Annotated in this window: 21 protein-coding genes; 13 read left to right on the forward strand and 8 right to left on the reverse strand. The window is 35.5% G+C overall.

Annotated features, from left to right (window positions below; all coding sequences use genetic code 11):
- Window positions 1-54: 54 nt before the first annotated feature.
- Both prmC and ACN5J7_RS13880 read right to left on the reverse strand, forming a co-directional pair.
- Window positions 55-969 (reverse strand): peptide chain release factor N(5)-glutamine methyltransferase, encoded by a 915-nt coding sequence (gene prmC / locus ACN5J7_RS13875; RefSeq protein ID WP_418604364.1) that lies wholly within the window; start codon window positions 967-969, stop codon window positions 55-57.
- Window positions 966-1,457, reverse strand: a complete 492-nt coding sequence (locus ACN5J7_RS13880; RefSeq protein WP_311938852.1) for a GNAT family N-acetyltransferase — start codon at window positions 1,455-1,457, stop codon at window positions 966-968. Before ACN5J7_RS13880 ends, prmC begins: the two co-directional genes overlap by 4 nt.
- A gap of 16 nt (window positions 1,458-1,473) precedes the next feature.
- On the opposite strand from ACN5J7_RS13880, the gene ACN5J7_RS13885 reads away from it, so the two are divergent.
- The 4 genes from ACN5J7_RS13885 to ACN5J7_RS13900 are packed head-to-tail and all read left to right on the forward strand — an operon-like array spanning window position 1,474 to window position 4,180.
- Window positions 1,474-1,965: an LEA type 2 family protein gene (locus ACN5J7_RS13885; RefSeq protein ID WP_418604365.1), complete on the forward strand. Its 492-nt coding sequence runs from the start codon at window positions 1,474-1,476 to the stop codon at window positions 1,963-1,965.
- Between the two features lie 2 nt (window positions 1,966-1,967).
- On the forward strand, window positions 1,968-2,972 hold the full coding sequence (gene ribD, locus ACN5J7_RS13890; protein WP_311938856.1) for a bifunctional diaminohydroxyphosphoribosylaminopyrimidine deaminase/5-amino-6-(5-phosphoribosylamino)uracil reductase RibD: 1,005 nt from the start codon (window positions 1,968-1,970) through the stop codon (window positions 2,970-2,972).
- Window positions 2,965-3,579, forward strand: a complete 615-nt coding sequence (locus tag ACN5J7_RS13895) for an HAD family phosphatase (RefSeq protein ID WP_311938858.1) — start codon at window positions 2,965-2,967, stop codon at window positions 3,577-3,579. Before ribD ends, ACN5J7_RS13895 begins: the two co-directional genes overlap by 8 nt.
- Window positions 3,572-4,180 carry a YigZ family protein gene (locus tag ACN5J7_RS13900; protein WP_311938860.1) on the forward strand — a complete coding sequence of 203 codons (609 nt, stop codon included), beginning with the start codon at window positions 3,572-3,574 and terminating at the stop codon, window positions 4,178-4,180. The genes ACN5J7_RS13895 and ACN5J7_RS13900 overlap by 8 nt, the downstream gene beginning before the upstream one ends.
- A 5-nt stretch (window positions 4,181-4,185) precedes the next feature.
- Here ACN5J7_RS13900 and ACN5J7_RS13905 read toward each other — a convergent pair whose 3' ends face one another.
- The gene (locus ACN5J7_RS13905) at window positions 4,186-4,581 is read right to left on the reverse strand and encodes a thioesterase family protein (RefSeq protein WP_311938861.1); all 396 of its coding nucleotides are present in this window, start codon (window positions 4,579-4,581) and stop codon (window positions 4,186-4,188) included.
- 189 nt (window positions 4,582-4,770) lie between these two features.
- Here ACN5J7_RS13905 and dnaA point away from each other — a divergent pair, with 189 nt between their 5' ends.
- The 4 genes from dnaA (at window position 4,771) to ACN5J7_RS13925 (ending at window position 8,870) form a co-directional block, all read left to right on the forward strand.
- Window positions 4,771-6,198 (forward strand): chromosomal replication initiator protein DnaA, encoded by a 1,428-nt coding sequence (gene dnaA, locus ACN5J7_RS13910; RefSeq protein ID WP_311938863.1) that lies wholly within the window; start codon window positions 4,771-4,773, stop codon window positions 6,196-6,198.
- Between the two features lie 33 nt (window positions 6,199-6,231).
- Complete coding sequence (locus ACN5J7_RS13915; RefSeq protein WP_311938865.1) at window positions 6,232-6,687, forward strand: low molecular weight protein-tyrosine-phosphatase; 456 nt, start codon at window positions 6,232-6,234, stop codon at window positions 6,685-6,687.
- Window positions 6,688-6,803: 116 nt separating this feature from the next.
- The gene (locus ACN5J7_RS13920; protein WP_418604366.1) at window positions 6,804-8,153 is read left to right on the forward strand and encodes a PQQ-dependent sugar dehydrogenase; all 1,350 of its coding nucleotides are present in this window, start codon (window positions 6,804-6,806) and stop codon (window positions 8,151-8,153) included.
- A complete protein-coding gene (locus ACN5J7_RS13925; RefSeq protein WP_418604367.1) occupies window positions 8,154-8,870 on the forward strand; it encodes an SAM-dependent methyltransferase in 717 nt (238 codons plus the stop codon).
- Between the two features lie 36 nt (window positions 8,871-8,906).
- Here the strand turns inward: ACN5J7_RS13925 and ACN5J7_RS13930 are convergent, their stop codons facing one another.
- From ACN5J7_RS13930 to dapF, 5 genes are all read right to left on the reverse strand, one after another.
- Window positions 8,907-9,566 (reverse strand): peptidoglycan-binding protein LysM, encoded by a 660-nt coding sequence (locus ACN5J7_RS13930; protein ID WP_418604368.1) that lies wholly within the window; start codon window positions 9,564-9,566, stop codon window positions 8,907-8,909.
- A 111-nt stretch (window positions 9,567-9,677) separates the two neighbouring features.
- Window positions 9,678-10,619 (reverse strand): DUF2279 domain-containing protein, encoded by a 942-nt coding sequence (locus ACN5J7_RS13935; protein ID WP_418604369.1) that lies wholly within the window; start codon window positions 10,617-10,619, stop codon window positions 9,678-9,680.
- Window positions 10,589-11,632 (reverse strand): endolytic transglycosylase MltG, encoded by a 1,044-nt coding sequence (gene mltG / locus ACN5J7_RS13940; RefSeq protein ID WP_418604370.1) that lies wholly within the window; start codon window positions 11,630-11,632, stop codon window positions 10,589-10,591. Before mltG ends, ACN5J7_RS13935 begins: the two co-directional genes overlap by 31 nt.
- On the reverse strand, window positions 11,633-12,157 hold the full coding sequence (locus tag ACN5J7_RS13945) for a GNAT family N-acetyltransferase (RefSeq protein ID WP_418604371.1): 525 nt from the start codon (window positions 12,155-12,157) through the stop codon (window positions 11,633-11,635).
- Entirely contained in the window at window positions 12,154-12,927 is a 774-nt protein-coding gene (gene dapF, locus ACN5J7_RS13950) for a diaminopimelate epimerase (RefSeq protein ID WP_418604372.1), read from the reverse strand. Before dapF ends, ACN5J7_RS13945 begins: the two co-directional genes overlap by 4 nt.
- A gap of 212 nt (window positions 12,928-13,139) precedes the next feature.
- On the opposite strand from dapF, the gene ACN5J7_RS13955 reads away from it, so the two are divergent.
- The 5 genes from ACN5J7_RS13955 (at window position 13,140) to ACN5J7_RS13975 (ending at window position 18,365) form a co-directional block, all read left to right on the forward strand.
- The gene (locus ACN5J7_RS13955) at window positions 13,140-14,543 is read left to right on the forward strand and encodes a trypsin-like peptidase domain-containing protein (RefSeq protein WP_418604373.1); all 1,404 of its coding nucleotides are present in this window, start codon (window positions 13,140-13,142) and stop codon (window positions 14,541-14,543) included.
- Window positions 14,544-14,686: 143 nt separating this feature from the next.
- On the forward strand, window positions 14,687-16,135 hold the full coding sequence (locus tag ACN5J7_RS13960; protein WP_418604374.1) for a glyceraldehyde-3-phosphate dehydrogenase: 1,449 nt from the start codon (window positions 14,687-14,689) through the stop codon (window positions 16,133-16,135).
- 217 nt (window positions 16,136-16,352) lie between these two features.
- On the forward strand, window positions 16,353-16,973 hold the full coding sequence (locus ACN5J7_RS13965) for a tRNA (guanine-N1)-methyltransferase (protein ID WP_311938882.1): 621 nt from the start codon (window positions 16,353-16,355) through the stop codon (window positions 16,971-16,973).
- Window positions 16,974-17,051: 78 nt separating this feature from the next.
- Window positions 17,052-17,489, forward strand: coding sequence for a GNAT family N-acetyltransferase (locus ACN5J7_RS13970; RefSeq protein WP_418604375.1), 438 nt, complete (start codon window positions 17,052-17,054; stop codon window positions 17,487-17,489).
- Between the two features lie 318 nt (window positions 17,490-17,807).
- Entirely contained in the window at window positions 17,808-18,365 is a 558-nt protein-coding gene (locus tag ACN5J7_RS13975) for a porin family protein (protein ID WP_418604376.1), read from the forward strand.
- Window positions 18,366-18,400: the final 35 nt, after the last annotated feature.

The following is an 18,400-nucleotide window of genomic DNA, read 5'->3' on the forward strand; positions in this document are numbered from 1 at the left end:
TGTTTGCCACAATTTATGGTTTTTTGACTGCATACCGTGACTGCATACTGCCAACTATATTTTGCTCCCTTTTATCATTCTATCTTTTCTAAAGATATCCTGTTTTAGTTCGATATTTTTAAACCGTTTGTCATTTAACAACCGAATCATATCGTTGCCAAGATATTCATTAATTTCAAAAAAGAGCATACCGTTATCGCTTAATTTATGGGTTGCAAAACGCGAAATGGCGTCGTAAAACAATAACGGGTTTTCATCTTTTACAAACAGCGCCAAATGTGGCTCGTTATTTAAAACATTGTTTTTTATTTGCATTTTTTCCTGCTCGCGCACATACGGCGGATTGGAAACGATGATATCAAATTTTATATTTTCAAACCCTAAATCCCAAACAGCTTCGGTTTTGGCCCTCTGGTCTTCCGCCCTTAAAATATCAGCTTCAATAAATTCAATTTCCACTTGGTTTAATTCGGCATTTTGCTTGGCAATTTTTAAAGCTTTTTCACTTACATCCAAAGCATAAACTTTGGCGTTTGACAAGTTTTTAGCCAAAGAAATAGCAATGCAACCACTTCCCGTGCCTATATCTAAAATTCTGAATGCTTTACTTTTGCCACCCTCAGTGTGATAATTTTGGATATTATTTTTGAATTCTGAAATCACCCATTCCACCAATTCTTCGGTTTCCGGTCGTGGTATCAAAACATTTTTATTTACTTTAAAGGGCAAGCCAAAAAACTCGGTTTCGCCTAAAATATATTGAATGGGCTTTTCTTGTTTTAAAGCTTCCAAAGCATTCAAAATTTCATCTTTGTTTTCTATTTTAAAATCGGGTGCCATGGCCAATTGTATTCTAGAAATTTTATAATAGGAATCTATCAGCATAAAAAAGAAACTATCTACTTCTTCTTTATTGTAAATAGTATCCAACGCTTCGTGAAATTTATTTTGAATGTCCTTTGCTGTCATAATTCCTTTATCATCCAAACACCACAAGAATAGTGTCCTGTATTTCCCAACGCGCCTTTTAAATGTTTAAAACCACTGCTTTCATAAATATGAATGGCCGCTTTAAGCTGTGGTGCCGATTCTAAATAACACCGTTTGTAACCCATTTTTTTTGCAGCTTCCATACATTTTTCAAACATTAATTTACCATAACCCTTCCCTCTTATTTTTGGTGAAAAATACATTTTTTGAATTTCGCAAACCTCCGCTTCAAAATCCTTTAAAGGCTTAATGCCACCACCGCCCAAAACAACACCGTTATCATCAATAACATAGTAAACATCGTTGGCGTTTTGATACGATTCGTACATTCTTGGGGTTTCATCATCCGCATATGCCGTACCTTCCAACGGGATTTTAAACTCGTGAAAACACGCTCTAATAACGGCTTCAATTTGCGCGTTATCTTCGGGCCTAATTTCTCGAATAACTATAGTATCTTTACTCATTTAAAACAGACTTTTTATGCAAGTGAAGATACTTAAATATAAAAACCCGCAAATAAAGATGTTGATTATTTTATCAACAATGTGGTTTGTTTTATCGGGTTGCTCTGTAAAGGAAAAACCTGTGTTTTTAAATGTTGAAAACATAAAAGTTGTTGAATCGACTTCAAAATATATTACCATTACTGCTGATGCCCTATTTTTAAATCCGAATGATATTGGTGGTGCTTTAAAAACCGATGAAATAAAGGTGTTTGTTAACGATAATGAAATGGCCACCGTTTCTACCGAAAGTTTTAATGTCCCGGCCAAAAAAGAATTCGCCATTCCTTTAAAGGCCAATGTGCCTACCGATAGTATTTTTAGCAATAAAAACCTTGGCGGATTACTTGGCAGTTTGTTTAGCAAACAACTAAAAGTGCAATATAAAGGCGATATAACATATAAGGTTTTCGGATTTTCGTATACTTACAATATTGACAAAACCGAGCATGTAAAGATTAAGTTATAATATTGGCAAACCACGAAACATACATAAAACGCTGTTTACAAATTGCTGTAAACGGCCTAGGATTTACCAGACCAAATCCTATGGTTGGCGCTGTTATTGTTTATAATAATAGCATTATTGGCGAAGGTTATACCAGTAAATACGGCGGCAATCATGCCGAGGTAAATGCCATTAATGCGGTTGCCGACAAATCATTATTAAAAAAAGCTACGCTGTATGTAACTTTAGAACCCTGTTCGCATTTTGGAAAAACACCACCCTGCAGCGATTTAATTATTAAGCACCAAATACCAAATGTGGTTATTGGTTGCGTTGATGACAATGAAAAGGTGGCGGGAAAGGGCATCGAAAAACTTAAAAACGCTGGCTGCAACGTTACGGTTGGTATTTTAGAAAACGAATGTAAAAATCACCATAAACGATTTTTTACGTTTCACAACAAAAAACGACCGTATATTATTTTAAAATGGGCCGAAACCGCTGATGGTTTTATAGCGCCAAAAACAAAAAACGAACAAAAACCCGTTTGGATTACCAATGCGATTTCAAGACAATTGGTACACAAATGGCGCGCCGAAGAACAAGCTATTTTAGTGGGAACCAATACCGTAATTCAAGATAACCCGAGTTTAACAACTAGAGATTGGAAAGGACAAAACCCAATTAGGGTCGTGATTGATAGAGACAACAAGCTATCAAACGAATGTGCTGTGTTTAACGATGACGCTGAAACCATTGTTATTGACAAAAGCACCATTGACTTTACAAAAAATATAGCAAAACAGATTTGCACTTTACTTTATAAAAAAAACATAAACTCCATTATTATTGAAGGCGGTGCAAAAACACTACAAACCTTTATAAACGAAAATCTTTGGGATGAAGCACGGGTGTTTACCGGAAGTGCTCTGTTTACCGAAGGTGTTAAGGCACCACAATTTAACGGCAAAGTAATTTCGGAAGAAAAAATAACGACCGATAATCTTAAAATTTATATAAATGATTAAAACCATAATATTCGATTTTGGCAACGTATTTATCAATTTAGATATAAACGGTGCCTTACAACATGCGCTAAACACTTTTAAAATTGAAACGCTTTCTGATGAAATGATAGCCATAAACAGCTTATACGAGCAGGGATTAATGTCTACCGATGAGTTTTTAGGGTTTTATGCTGAAAATTTCCCGGAGCTTTCAAAAGAAGAACTCATTGAGGTTTGGAATTTTATGTTGAAAGATTTCCCAGAACACCGATTGGCATTTTTAAAGGAACTAAAAGCAACTTCAAAATACAAACTCATCTTATTAAGCAACACGAATGCACTTCATATTGATTGGATTATAGAAAACATTCCGTTTTACGAAAGTTTTAAAAACAGCTTTGATGCTTTTTATTTATCGCACGAGATTCAATTAAGAAAACCAAATAATGATATTTTTGAATTCGTTTTAAACGAAAATAAAATAAAAGCCAACACATGTTTGTTTATCGACGATAATGAAGATAACATAAAAACCGCCGAAGCTTTAGGCTTTAAAACATGGCACATTAACCCAGACACCGAAGATGTTGCAAATCTTTTCAATAGTAAAACCCATTTATTTGACTGAAAAAGACACATATAAAACAATTAAAAAATCAACTGAAGCTGTTTTATTTAAAGATAAAAACAGTAAGTTTTTTGGTTACGCCTACCCCATAACTTCTGAAGACGAGGTAAAGCTCCATATAAACAATTTAAAAAAAGAGCATCACGCTGCAAGACATTGGTGCTATGCCTACCAAATAGGAACGGAAAATATAAGCTATCGGGCAAACGACGATGGCGAACCCAATAATTCGGCAGGTATGCCCATTTACGGGCAAATACAATCCTTTGATGTGACCAACATTCTAATTGTTGTTGTGCGTTATTTTGGCGGTGTTAAATTAGGTGTTGGAGGATTAATAAACGCCTACAAAACCACAGCACAATTAACTCTGGAAGCTTCTAAGATTTTAAAAAAAACCATAAATGTAGATTATCTTATTACGTTCGATTACAAAAATATGAACACGGTAATGCGTATTATCAAAGAAAAAAACCTGAACATTACCAATCAAAAATTAGAACTGGATTGCCAAATAACAATATCGGTCAGAAAAAAAGATGCTTTACAGGTTTTTGAAATTTTCAACAACCTTTTTGAAATAGTTATTAAAGAAATATAAATTTCCTATTCTAAAGCATCCAAAAGATATTGAGGCGCTTTAACGGGTTTATTGGTTTTGGCATCAACAAACACCAATGTGGTTTCAGCAGTTGTTAAAATTTCGCCTTTTTCATTCGTAATTTCATACTCAAATTCAATTTTAACAGAAGGTGTTTTTTTTAGTTGAGTTTTTACATTAATCAGCTCATCATAACCTGCTGATTTCTTATAGTTTATACACATTGAAACCACAGGAAGCATGATACCTTTTTCTTCCATAGATTTATATGTTAACCCATACTTACGCAACCACTCCGTTCGTCCTTCTTCAAGATATAATGCGTAATTACCGTAATATACGATTCCCATTTGGTCTGTTTCACCATATCTCACTCTAATTTGTATTTCATCGATTTTCATAAGCAGAATTAAATAATTTTTTGTAGTTTCGGCTAGAGCTTAAACATGAGGAAAAAATTCTAAAAATTCAATAGCAAATGATTTTTTTTTTAAGAATTTTGTTCACATATTTGCCAAACAGAATGAGGGTAAGGAATTCGAAAAATTTCTCTCAAATTTAAACTAACAAACAAACTACAACGCCTAAAAATGAGTAAAACTGCGCAATCGGTATGGAATAATTGTCTTGAATTTATAAAGGATAATATTCAGCCGCAAGCATATAAAACTTGGTTCGAGCCAATAAAAGCAGTTAAACTTACAGACAACGCTTTAAGCATTCAGGTACCAAGTAAATTCTTCTACGAATGGCTTGAAGAGCACTATGTAAAAATCCTTAAAGTATCTTTAACTAAAGAGTTGGGTGAAAAAGCCAAACTGGTTTACATTATTAAAATGGAAAACACGTATGGCAACAAACAACCGTTTACCGAAAAAATTCCAAGTGCGAACCGAAGTGCCGTAAAAGCGCAGGATGTTGATATTCCTTTAAACAATAAAAACCCTGAATTGCGCAATCCGTTTGTCATTCCAGGCATTAGAAATGTAAAGATCGAGTCTCAGCTCAATCCTAATTATAGCTTCGAAAACTTTTTAGAGGGCGACTCAAACCGTTTGGCACGAAGCGCAGGATTAGCTGTGGCAGCCAAACCAGGTGGCACATCATTTAACCCGCTGCTTATTTTTGGTGGTGTTGGTTTAGGCAAAACGCATTTAGCGCATGCCATTGGTGTTGATATTAAAGACAAATATCCCGAAAAAACGGTTTTATATATTTCTGCTGAAAAATTTACGCAACAATATATAGACTCGGTAAAAAAGAACAATAGAAATGATTTTATTCATTTTTATCAAATTATCGATGTGTTGATAATTGACGACGTGCAATTCCTTTCCGGGAAATCCGGAACTCAGGATGTGTTTTTCCACATATTCAACCATTTACATCAAAACGGAAAACAAGTTATATTAACAAGTGATAAAGCGCCTGTTGATATGCAAGATATCGAGCAGCGTTTGCTGTCTCGTTTTAAATGGGGCCTTTCGGCGGAATTGCAAAATCCCGATTTTGAAACCCGCGTTTCCATATTAAAAAACAAACTCTATCGCGATGGCGTTGAAATGCCAGATGATATTATTGAGTATGTTGCCAAAAACATTAAAACCAACGTTAGGGAATTAGAAGGTGCCATTATTTCGTTAATTGCACAATCCTCATTCAATAAAAAAGAAATTACCATTGAGCTCGCAAAACAAATCGTTGAGAAATTTGTTAAGAATACAAAGCGCGAGGTTTCCATCGATTATATTCAAAAAATTGTATCCGATTATTTTCAAATGGATGTCGATACACTGCAATCTAAAACCAGAAAACGCCATATTGTACAGGCAAGACAACTGGCTATGTTTTTTGCTAAAAAACTAACAAAAGCATCGTTAGCAAGTATTGGCTCTCAAATTGGTAAACGCGACCATGCTACTGTGCTGCACGCCTGCAAAACGGTGGACAACCTATCTTCAACCGATAAGCAATTCAGAAAATATGTTGAAGATATCACAAAAAAATTATCGGTTTAACACCTAAAACTATCGCTTTCGCGGAATACTATTATGACTAAAATTCTTATGGTTTGTTTGGGTAATATTTGTCGTTCGCCTTTGGCCGAAGGTATTATGCGCTCTAAACTTCCTAACCATACATATTTGGTAGATTCTGCCGGAACAGCAAATTATCATATTGGCAAAGCTCCTGACCCGCGCTCCATTAACGTTGCAAAAAAATATGGATTAAACATCTCCCATTTAAAAGGCCGGCAATTTAGTGTTTCGGATTATGATGCCTTTGATATTATTTATGTGATGGACGAATCGAACTTTAAAAACGTTATTGCTTTAGCTAGAAATGATGAAGACATGGCCAAGGTAAAGTTTATTTTAAATGAAGTTTATCCCAACCAAAACTATAATGTTCCGGATCCCTATTACGGTGGTGATGAAGGTTTTGAGAATGTTTTTAAAATGCTCGACGAGGCCTGCGACAACATTGTAAACAAGTTAAACCACTAGTAATTAGCATAAAACAGCATCTTATTTATTAACTTTACGAGAAAAGATGCATCATGAAACCACAACTTCCAGTCATAATTTTTTGCTGTTTTATATTTTTCGGGTTTTCGCAAACTGTGGAACTGCAAAGCTTTGGGCCTAATTTTTCAAATCCCGTTGAAATTGTAAATGCAGGCGATAGCAGACTTTTTATTGTAGAAAAAGCAGGCGTGATAAAAATTCTAAATGCCAACGGCACAGTTAACCCCACACCATTTTTAAATATTTCAAGCTTAGTTGGCTCTGGTGGAGAACGCGGACTATTAGGTTTAGCTTTTGCCCCGGATTACACAACGTCTGGTAGATTTTATGTGAATTACACCGATAATACAAGCACAACAAAACCCAACACCATTATTGCGAGATATACGGTAAGTACAAACCCAGATGTGGCCAACACATTTGAAACCAGATTGCTTACAATAAACCAACCTTTTGAAAATCATAACGGCGGGAAACTAGCTTTTGGGCAAGATGGCTTTTTATATATCGCAACTGGTGACGGAGGAAGCGGTGGCGACCCAGGAGATAGAGCGCAAAACACCAGTTCGCTTTTAGGCAAGCTTTTGCGGATAGATGTGAGCGGAAGCACCTATAGCATTCCAAGTTCAAATCCGTTTTCGGGTTCTGCGAACGGACCTGATGATCCGCGTCCGGAAATTTTTGCAATCGGATTAAGGAATCCTTGGAAATTTTCATTCGATACATCAAATGGCGATTTGTGGATTGCCGATGTTGGGCAAAATGCATTCGAAGAAATAAACAAAGTAACGGGCTCTGGCTCACCCGGTGATAATTATGGCTGGAGGTGTTATGAGGGCAATAACCACGTTTATAATGATAGCGGCAACTGTCCCGCAAACTTTAACGAGACCATTGCTCCTGTTGCTGAATACGCCCATGTGGGAAGCGGATGTTCTGGTTCGGTAACTGGTGGCTACGTGTACAGAGGCACCATGTTTCCTAGTTTTATGGGCAAGTATTTTTTTGCCGATTATTGCAAACAACAAATCGGTATCTTAACCGATACCGGTTCCAGTTGGTCCATGGCTATGCAAACACCAAATATTACTCGGGGTTGGACATGTTTTGGAGAAGATTATAACGGCGAACTCTATATCGCTGGTGGCTCTAATGTTTATAAAATAATCGACCCAAATTTAAGTACAGATGTACCTGGCTCGATTCAAATCAAATTGTATCCCAATCCAGCAAATAGTAGTATTTCCATCGATTTATCCTCAAAATTCAATTCGGTAGAATCCATTTCTATTTATAATATTCACGGTCAAAAAATTAAAACCTTTTCAAAATCAAACAAACAAATCCTGAATATTTCTACTAAAAATTACCGTAGTGGTTTATATTTTGTAGAGATTTGTACTAACAAGGCATCAAAAATTGTAAAAAAGCTTATAATCAATTAAATGGAAAATCAACTTGGTCATTTATACCTTATCCCAACCACATTAGGCGATACGGCTCCTCTTGAGGTTTTACCCATATCGGTAAAAAAAGTTATTGAAGACGTAAACACTTATATTGTTGAAAACGAAAAAACCGCTAGACGATTCATAAAAAAAATAAGTTCGGGAAAATCGCAATCGGCATTACATATGTTTCATTTAAACAAATTTACCGATGCTCTCGAATTGCCCGAGTTTTTAGAACCTTGTTTAAAAGGCACCAATGTTGGGTTATTATCTGAAGCGGGTTGCCCGGGTGTAGCAGATCCTGGAGCAGATGTTGTAAAACTTGCGCATCAAAAAAACATAAAAGTTATCCCTTTAGTTGGGCCGTCTTCCATTTTAATGGCGATGATGAGCTCTGGAATGAACGGACAAAGCTTTGCCTTTAATGGCTATTTGCCCATTGATAAAGCTGAAAGAAAAAAGGAAATAAAACGCTTGGAGCGCTTATCGTTTGAGCAAAACCAATCGCAGATTTTTATTGAAACACCTTACCGAAACAATAAAATGATTGAGGATTTGAGCCAAATATTAGACAACAATACCGATATATGTGTGGCTTGCGATATTACACTGCCTACCGAGTTTATTAAAACACAAAACGCAAATGCCTGGAAAAAAAATATGGTAGACTTTCATAAAAGACCTACCATATTTATTATTCATAAAAGTTAGTTTTCCCTAACTGAAACGCATTAAATTTTGTTTCTGTTATATGGCTTTAGCCTTTCTATCGGGCTTTACAAAAGAGGTATCGTAACCCGAAAAACGTTTCATGTAATACTGAACCGTTGTACCGTATCCATCAGTAAAATTATCTAAACCGTAGCTTCTTAAATATTTTTTAACGCTACCGGGACCAGCTAAATGTGCTGCGGCTAAAATACCAGATTCTGTTACAACCACACCATTAATTCGTTTTCCAACGAAGTTTTTAATGTCACGTCGTAAAATCCATTTGTTACGCGCTGCATTTGCTATAAATGCCTTTTCTTGAAGTGCTGGATTTTTTAAAAATTTTGCTGGATTGTCTATACCAATCAATTTTAACGTAGAAGCGCCAAATTGATATTTGCCCAAGTATCCAAAAGTGTTTACCGAAAAGTAATCGCCTCCAGATTCCTTAAAAGCCAAAGCTTCCTTAAAACCTACAAATGATTTCCCTAAGTACGGAGCGAATAATTCATTGGCATCGTTTAACGCTAAATCATCATCATTAATATTAGCATCTAAACCTACGGTGTAGTCTAAAACTAAACCTTCAGTTGAATACTTTCCCAAATCTATCGTTTCATCAGATGAAAACGAGCTGTACAATAGAATACATATTGTAAGTGCGAGGGTTAAGTAACTTGCAATACTTTTTCTCATAAATTTTAAATTTCTTCAGTGTAATTTAATTTAAAGTACACCTGAAAATTTGAGCGTGCAAAATTAGGCTTTTTTTTAATTAATTCAAAATTAATCGATTATATGTTATTTTTAGTAGTACAATAGATGAAATACACAGCCTTTTCTATTGAATTCCAAAGCTGGAAATGGCACCTTTAAGACGTTAAAAATATTAAAAACAGATTTCAAAAAACGTGAGTTTGTCCTAATTTTATTCAAATTTACATCAAAACTCAAATAGAATTGCCGTTGCCTATTTTTATTTGTTAACAAGTCGTTGTCAACATCTTTTATTCCTTGTAACATCCCGTCAGCACTATACCCAACGGCAAGGTTGAGCCATTCTGGAATTTTACTTTGCTTAAAAAAATCGTGCAAATTGGCACTCAACCAATAAGTTTGTCCGTTATAATCCTTTAAAACTTGCTCTAAAAATCCATCGCCTAATTTATCCGGTGCTTGCGTCGCATATTTTGTTTGATGAAAAGAAAATTTTAAATGGATGCGTTGTTCGTTCCAAAGTAATTCTTGACCAATATATAAGCCCGTTCCGGAAGCATTTGCAACAATATCGCCCCAAGAAAAGCCCCATTCTTGCGAAAATCCGTCTAAAATTTCGACCGTTGCAAGGAACCCAAATCCCAGAGTTGCTCCATAAATTAATTGGTCTTTTTTGCTTACACCGCTCCAATTTAAAGCCTGCGCTCCAAACCTTCCTATTTGATACGATGCGAACACATGTCCCATTTTATCCATTTGCAACCATTCGTTATTATCGTTGATGGTATGAAATTTAGAGCGTTCAAAATCTGAATACCACAATTGGTTTAAGCCAATTAAGGTAATACCTGCCAAAGAAGCTTCGGTAATAACCACAGCATTTCGTCTGGGTTTGATAAGGGTATCGCTTGGTGTTAAAAAAGTGTCGAGCTTAGTTTGAGAAAATGAAAAAGAGGATATAAAAACAATGAAAAACAGATATTTAAAGGAATTAAATACCACTATCGTCTTATCCCGGTATTGTTTATCCAACGGATGTATTCTTGTCTATTTCGGTTATGCTGCGCTAAGGTTTTAGCAAATTTATGATAGCCAAAATTTTCAACGTTTACTACAAAATAATAGTAGTTGTGCTTTTCGTAATTTAAAACAGCGTCGATGGACGACACATCCGGCATGGTTATTAAACCAGGCGGTAAGCCAGCGTATTTATACGTATTGTATGGCGAATCTATTTCTAAATCTTTATAAAGCACACGTTTTATAACCTGCTCAAAATCACCGGTTTTTTTCTTTAATGCGTAAATTACCGTTGGGTCTGCCTGCAAAGGCATTCTTTTTTTTAATCGGTTTACATAAACACCGGCAACCCGTGGTCGCTCATCTACTTTTGCGGTTTCTTTTTGAACAATCGAAGCCAATGCTATCACTTCATCTTGGGATAAACCAATGACTTTTGCTTTTGCCATTCTGGAATCGTTCCAAAAACGGTTATACTCTGTTAACATGCGACTGGTAAATTTTTCAGCGGAAGTATTCCAGAAAAACTCATAACTGTTGGGAATATACATGCCTAAGGCCGTTTCTTCCTTAAAATGGCTTTCAGTCAAAAAAGTTTCATCTTTCATAGCATTTAAAAGCGCTATGCTATCGGCTTCAATTTGAGATGCCACACGACCTGCCAATTTTTCAAGTGTTTCCTGGTTGTTAAATGACACTTTAACCGGTATATTATTGCTTCGAATGGAATTAATAATATCGTTGTTGCTCATGTCCTTTTTAATGGCATAACGCCCAGCTTTGATATTATTGACATATTTTTTTTGTTCAGCCAGAGCATCAAACTTATCGATATCTTTAAGAAGAGGCACCAACTGCTCACGTACATTATCGTATGTATCGGTAGATTTTATATAAATATAAGCCGTATCGTTATTAAAGGCCGTGTTTGGCACAAACATGGTACTATACACATAATATGCAAAATAAGCCGCTACGGCTAGTCCAATAAATACGATGGCTAAGAGAGTTTTTTTGATGTACATTTAATTGTTTATAAGCTGAAATAAATATTCGTTTTTATAAGAACCGTTAACGTAGTTCCAATCTTTTTTTAATCCGACTTCCTTAAACCCTTGGGTTTTAAAAAGTTTTATACTGGTTTTGTTTTCTTCAGAAATATTACAGAATAATTGATGCAAGCCCAAATGTGTGAAGCTATATTTAACCAACAGTTGCAATGCTTCGCTGCCGTAACCTTTTTTTCTATCGGTATCGTCTTTAATTAAAATACCAACGCCTGCCCTCTTGTTTTTAAAATCGAAATCGAATAAATCAATCAATCCTAAGGCATCTTCATTGTAACTTGTAACCACCAACCGCAATTGTTTCACTTCAAAAATATCTTTTTGCCCATGCTCTAAATACTGCTTGATTAAAAATCTAGAATACGGGGTTTGTGTGTTGCTGATTTCCCAAACCGATTCGTCGTTTTCAATAGCATAGATAAACTCTAAATCCTCAGGTTCTAAAGCACGTAAGTATATATTTTTGCCTTTTAGGGTTATCATATTTTGCCTTGAAAAACTAATTTTGCAGGCCCTATGAGCCAAACATTGTTATAAACGCCATTTTCTTCTTTAAACGACACCTGCAAATCGCCACCTTGAGTTTGCAACGTAATCAGGTTTTTTTCGGTTTCCCCAATGTAATGCATCGCCAAAGCCACTGCCGTAACACCGGTTCCGCAGGACAAGGTTTCATCTTCAACACCGCGTTCGTAGGTTCTTACTTTAAATGCGGCGTTTGAAATTTTCTTAACAAAATTCACATTGCTTCCGGCTTTGTTATAGGGCGCACCGTAACGAATTTTTGCGCCTTTGGTTTTAATATCAAAGCCATCAATCTGATTCTCAAATTGTACATGGTGCGGCGACCCCGTGTCTAAAAACACGTGTTGCTTGTGTTTTTCAATAACATCAACATTTTGCATTTGTAGCTTTACAATATCGCCATTTATGGTGGCGTGGTGCAAACCGTCAATCGCCTCAAAAACGGCTTTGTTTTTTATAACACCCAGTTGTTTGGCAAAAGCCACTAAACAGCGCCCTCCATTACCGCACATGGAGCTTTGATTTCCATCGGCGTTGTAATACACCATTTTAAAGTTCAATGTATTGTGATTTTCAAGAAGAATAAGTCCGTCAGCACCTATGCCAAAACGTCTGTCGCAAAGGGATGCAATCAGTTTGGTATTGTTTTTGTCGAATGTTTGTTGACGATTATCTATCATCACAAAATCGTTTCCCGTACCCTGATATTTATAAAAAGTTTGTCGCATAATTATAATGGCAAATATATAAATATTAAATCGGTTTTCTGATTGTTAAATAGCCGTTAAATGACGCGTTAAAAATCGTTAAAATTAAATGTCAAATTCAATAAATATTTAATTTTAATCGTTAAATAATTCCCCGCTTAATGGGAACAACCTTTTAAAATGAAACCTCACTAAACCTGAGGGATAATTAACAATAAATAAAACATTAAAAAATGAAAAAAATTTTAACACTTGTACTAGTTTCAGCATTAGGTGGCATGCTAACACTTGGTGCCTATAAATTATTTTTAGAACCCGAGCAAAACGTTGTTGTGGCTACAAACCAAACCACGCCAACCTTTTTACCAACCAGCACTGCAAGTAGTTTGTACAATGTAGAGGATAAAGCCAATTTTGTTCTTGCTGCCGAAAATACCGTAAATGCGGTTGTGCACGTAAAAAATGTATCAATAAGCAAAGGACAAATGACGCTGCAGGACTTATTTTTAGGAAGAAACCCACAGTACAAACAATTAGGTACGGGCTCTGGTGTTATTATAAATGCCGACGGGTATATTATTACCAATAACCATGTTATTAAAAATGCCCATGAATTATCGGTTACTTTAAACAATAACAAAACGTTTGAAGCTGAATTGATTGGTGCCGACCCTAAAACCGATATTGCACTTTTAAAAATAGATGCAGTTGAAGACTTGCCCTTTGTAACCTTTGCCGATTCCGATCAAGCGAAAATTGGCGAGTGGGTTTTGGCGGTTGGAAACCCTTTTAACCTAACATCAACGGTTACGGCGGGTATTATTAGTGCCAAATCAAGAGACTTGTCTGGTAACAGCTCGCAATCATTCATTCAAACCGATGCAGCGGTAAACCCAGGAAATTCAGGTGGTGCACTTGTAAATACCAACGGAGAGCTTGTAGGTATTAATACGGCCATTTCTTCCCAAACGGGGTCTTTTATCGGGTATTCGTTCGCGGTACCAAGCAATATTGCGCGTAAAGTTGTTGAAGATATTATGGAATATGGCAACGTACAAAACGGTATCCTTGGCATAAAAGGCGGTCCTTTAAACAGCCGATTCTCAGAAGAATTGGGTGTAGATGACACCGAAGGAATTTATATTGATTCTGTTGTTGAAGATTCTGGAGCCGACTTAGCAGGACTTAAAAAAGGAGATATTATAAAAGAAATTGACCAAATTAAAATTTCAAAATTCTCAGATTTAACAGGTCATTTAAGTGCCAAACGCCCTAATGATGTTGTACAACTTGTTATTTCAAGAAACGGCAATTTAGAAAACATACCTGTTACTTTATTAAAGAATCAAACCTATACATTACCATTGGTTGGCGAGGTTAAAAATGCCAAACCCAAAGACTTAAAAAAGTTTAAGGTGTCTAATGGTGTTAAAATAATTTCATTGGATACCAATTATGCAGAGTATTGGAAAAACAACGGTGTTGAAGCCGGAAACATTATTACGGCCATTAACGATGTTAAGGTAAACTCGGTTGAAGATGTACAAAACATATTAAAAAACAAATCGCAATCAGGGTATTTAAGAATAGAACTTATAAACTCGAAAGGCGAAAAAGAACGTTATAATTTCAGATAAAAAATTCGAAAATAAGATAAACAATAGCCTCTTAAAGCATTAAAGTTTCAAGAGGTTATTTTTTTGTGTCAATACGCTACGAAAACGTTTGAAATATAGTATTTTTGCAAAAATTTTAAACAACACACTAAACATTTTAAGCAATGGGTTTTAATAAAACTTATGAAAAAGAGTTGTCCTTTCAAGCCGATCGTAGAAGAGCAACCGTAGAGTTTATAAAAATTGTAAGCGACCTTTGGTACGACAAATCTATCGAATTGGTAATCTTTAGAAATCAATTGATTGACAGAAACGTGAGCCAGATTTTAAACCTTCATGAATATGCTGGTAAATTTGTACAAAAACCCATTTCAATTTTTGATTCGGTTGAAATTGCACAAGCTATTAAAATGCTTGATATTCCGCCTGCAAAACTGGATATTGGTAAGTTAACTTACGAGTTTCATTTAGACGAAAACAAACACGGTAATGCTACGGCATTTGTTGCCAGTAAGTTAAACGACGCTAGTAAAAATGGCGATATTACGCCTAAAGATGTGGTGCTTTATGGATTTGGTCGCATTGGTCGTTTAGTCGCCCGCGAACTTATGACGCGTACCGGCAAAGGCAGCCAGCTACGTTTAAGAGCTATTGTTACACGTGGTGATATTGATGAAACCATTTTAGAAAAAAGAGCATCATTGCTACGCAACGATTCGGTTCATGGCGATTTTCCCGGAACGGTTTCCATTGATGCCAAAAACAATGCCTTGATAATTAATGGAACAACGGTTAACATCATTTCCGCAAATGCGCCGGAAGATATCGATTACACAAAATACAACATCAAAAATGCGTTGATTATTGATAACACTGGGGCCTTTAGAGACAAGGATGCCTTAGGCAGACACCTAAAATCAAAAGGAGCAGATAAGGTGTTGCTTACCGCACCGGGAAAAGGCGTGCCCAATATTGTTTACGGGGTTAATCATTTAGAAAACGACCCAGATAAAGTGGATATTTTCTCAGCCGCCTCGTGTACAACCAATGCCATTACGCCTATTTTAAAGGCCATGGAAGATTCTTTTGGTGTTGTGAGCGGTCATTTAGAAACCATTCATGCCTATACAAACGACCAGAACTTGGTTGATAATTTCCATAAAAAATACCGCCGTGGTCGTGCTGCAGGATTAAATATGGTTATTACAGAAACTGGTGCTGGAAGTGCAGTAGCAAAAGCATTACCAAGTTTAGAAGGTAAATTAACATCAAACGCTATTCGTGTTCCTGTGCCAAACGGTTCGTTAGCTATTTTAAATTTAGAAATAGAAAACGAAACCTCTATAAACGGCATCAATACCATTTTAAAAAAATACGCTTTGGAAGGCGATTTGGTGGAGCAAATAAAATACGAATTAAGCGACGAGCTGGTATCCAGCGATATTGTTGGTAGTTCAGCGCCGTCAATCTACGACAGCAAAGCCACTATTGTACGCGCCGATGGTAAAAATGTATTGCTATATATTTGGTACGATAACGAATACGGGTATAGCCATCAAGTTATTAGGTTAGCAAAATATATTGCCAAAGTTAGACGTTATACCTATTATTAATAGCGTCGCGTTTTGCTTTTGCGAAATGTGCGATTGAATTTATCGCCCTTAAAAAGGAGATTTAAAATTTAATTTTAAATGAACATCTAAATTCCAATTTTAACCGTATATAAATCAGCCTCACTGCGTGAGGCTTTTTCTTAAATATATCGGTATTAATAAACATTATTTTATAACTTCGTAAAAACCAAATACAACCATTTTAAACCAATCAAAAATGAATCCTATTAAGCATGTTTCCCTTGTTGTTCTTTTTTTTATAATTACACTTACCGGTTTTTCGCAAGCTAAACCAGAGGAAGAGCTATCTATAAATACTGGCACCATTAATAATCAGTTTGAGTATGTTCTTAAAAAATCCGGTAATTTTAAAGGCACAAATGGGCAAGCTTACGAAGCCGTAAAACGTAGTCTGTTCCTCACCTTGCAATCGCATACCATCGACTCTTTAAATACCTTAAAGTCGAAATTGGAAAATTCGAAAAACACTGTTGAAACGCAGCAAAAGGAAATCAACGACTTAAAGACGGCTTTAAACAGCACACAATCTACGCTAGAGGCTACAAATTTGGAAAAAGACAGCATGTCGCTATTGGGTATGCAAATGAGCAAAACCAATTACAATGTGCTTATGTGGACCATTATTGCTGGACTTTTGGCTTTATTTATTCTATTTGTTTACAAGTTTAATAACAGCAATGCCGTAACCCGCGATGCCAAAAAAGCGTTGGCGGAAATTGAAGAAGAATTTGACGAGCACCGAAGAACCGCTTTAGAGCGCGAGCAAAAAGTAAGACGTCAATTACAAGACGAAATCAATAAACAAAAAGGTATATAATTAATCCATTTTTAACTTAAAATCTGTAATTTAGATGCTGACCCTCTCGACGTATCTTTTTGCAGATTTTTTTTATTTATGATTATTGCCCAAGCCACTTTAAAACATTTAAACGATTTAGTACCGCTTTTTGATGGGTATCGTGTTTTTTACAGACAACCATCAAACAACGAAGCCGTAAAAACATTCTTAAAAGAACGGCTAACCAAACAGGATTCTGTTATTTACATCGCTTATATAAATGAGGTTGCCGTTGGTTTTACCCAATTATATGTTTTGCTCTCCTCGGTATCCATGTCGCCCATGTATGTTTTAAACGATTTATATATCGATGTGAACTACCGCAATAAAAATATTGGCACGGCTTTAATAAATAAAGCCAAAGCACTTTGCAAAGAAAACCACTTTAAAGGCATTATCATACAAACCGAAACCACCAATCCCGCGCAGCATTTATACCAGCGTGAAGGTTTTGTAAAGGATACCGATTTGATGTTTTTTTGGACAAATGCTTAAAAAATCTGATAATTTTTTTAATTTTTTTACTTGATTTTTAATTAACAGTCGATGTAAATCGGCTGCCCTAATTAGTTTTGGTATTGAGACAAATTCGAGTGAATAAAATATTACTCTCAAGCTAAAAAACTACCATTCAAAAGATTATATTCATATACGCCCCCTACTTCTTTTAACTGTATTGTTTAACAAAAAATAATATTAAAAACCGAATCATAATTTAAAGCAATTGGATTATTGCGAAGAAAATTTAGTTGATATTAATATGGCATGCTTTTTGGAAAATTCATTCAAATTAAATCAAAAACTAAAATAATTATGAAGAAACTTTTATTAGTATCAGCCTTTGCTATTTTCGGATTATCAAATTCAATTAAAGCCCAAAATGTAGATTTTGGATTAAAAACAGGACTAAATATTTCTAACTTCACCGGAGGTGATGCAGATAGAAATAATTTGTTCGGTTTTCAAATTGGTGGATTTGCCGAATTTGAGTTAAGTGATAATTTTTCACTTCAACCAGAACTATTATATTCCAGACAGGGTTCAGAAGTAAATAATTCAGTAAAAATTAAAGTGGATTACTTAGCCATTCCTTTAATGGCAAAATATTATCTATCTGAAAAACTAAGTTTAGAAGCGGGTCCACAATTCTCGTTTTTAGTTAACGACAAAGCTGAATTTACTGATAGTTCCGTCCCAGATGCTGAAACCGATGCCTCAAGTTTTGATTTCGGACTGAATTTAGGCTTAGGATTTGACATCAGTTCCAATCTATTCACGCAAGCCCGATATAATTATGGTATTACTACGGTTGTGGAAAACCCAGATATTAAAAATAGTGTATTTCAAATTTCATTAGGATATAAGTTTTAAGTTATATCTATTTTAATGTAATTACTTATATAAAA

This window comes from Hwangdonia sp. (assembly GCF_048381975.1).
GTDB lineage: Bacteria > Bacteroidota > Bacteroidia > Flavobacteriales > Flavobacteriaceae > Hwangdonia > Hwangdonia seohaensis.

Coding starts and splice junctions, on each gene's coding strand:
- prmC (WP_418604364.1), bottom strand. CDS start 969: ATGACAGCAAAGGACATTCAAAATAAATTTCACGAAGCGTTGGATACT.
- ACN5J7_RS13880 (WP_311938852.1), bottom strand. CDS start 1,457: ATGAGTAAAGATACTATAGTTATTCGAGAAATTAGGCCCGAAGATAAC.
- ACN5J7_RS13885 (WP_418604365.1), top strand. CDS start 1,474: ATGCAAGTGAAGATACTTAAATATAAAAACCCGCAAATAAAGATGTTG.
- ACN5J7_RS13895 (WP_311938858.1), top strand. CDS start 2,965: ATGATTAAAACCATAATATTCGATTTTGGCAACGTATTTATCAATTTA.
- ACN5J7_RS13905 (WP_311938861.1), bottom strand. CDS start 4,581: ATGAAAATCGATGAAATACAAATTAGAGTGAGATATGGTGAAACAGAC.
- dnaA (WP_311938863.1), top strand. CDS start 4,771: ATGAGTAAAACTGCGCAATCGGTATGGAATAATTGTCTTGAATTTATA.
- ACN5J7_RS13915 (WP_311938865.1), top strand. CDS start 6,232: ATGACTAAAATTCTTATGGTTTGTTTGGGTAATATTTGTCGTTCGCCT.
- ACN5J7_RS13925 (WP_418604367.1), top strand. CDS start 8,154: ATGGAAAATCAACTTGGTCATTTATACCTTATCCCAACCACATTAGGC.
- ACN5J7_RS13930 (WP_418604368.1), bottom strand. CDS start 9,566: ATGAGAAAAAGTATTGCAAGTTACTTAACCCTCGCACTTACAATATGT.
- mltG (WP_418604370.1), bottom strand. CDS start 11,632: ATGTACATCAAAAAAACTCTCTTAGCCATCGTATTTATTGGACTAGCC.
- ACN5J7_RS13945 (WP_418604371.1), bottom strand. CDS start 12,157: ATGATAACCCTAAAAGGCAAAAATATATACTTACGTGCTTTAGAACCT.
- dapF (WP_418604372.1), bottom strand. CDS start 12,927: ATGCGACAAACTTTTTATAAATATCAGGGTACGGGAAACGATTTTGTG.
- ACN5J7_RS13955 (WP_418604373.1), top strand. CDS start 13,140: ATGAAAAAAATTTTAACACTTGTACTAGTTTCAGCATTAGGTGGCATG.
- ACN5J7_RS13960 (WP_418604374.1), top strand. CDS start 14,687: ATGGGTTTTAATAAAACTTATGAAAAAGAGTTGTCCTTTCAAGCCGAT.
- ACN5J7_RS13965 (WP_311938882.1), top strand. CDS start 16,353: ATGAATCCTATTAAGCATGTTTCCCTTGTTGTTCTTTTTTTTATAATT.
- ACN5J7_RS13970 (WP_418604375.1), top strand. CDS start 17,052: ATGATTATTGCCCAAGCCACTTTAAAACATTTAAACGATTTAGTACCG.
- ACN5J7_RS13975 (WP_418604376.1), top strand. CDS start 17,808: ATGAAGAAACTTTTATTAGTATCAGCCTTTGCTATTTTCGGATTATCA.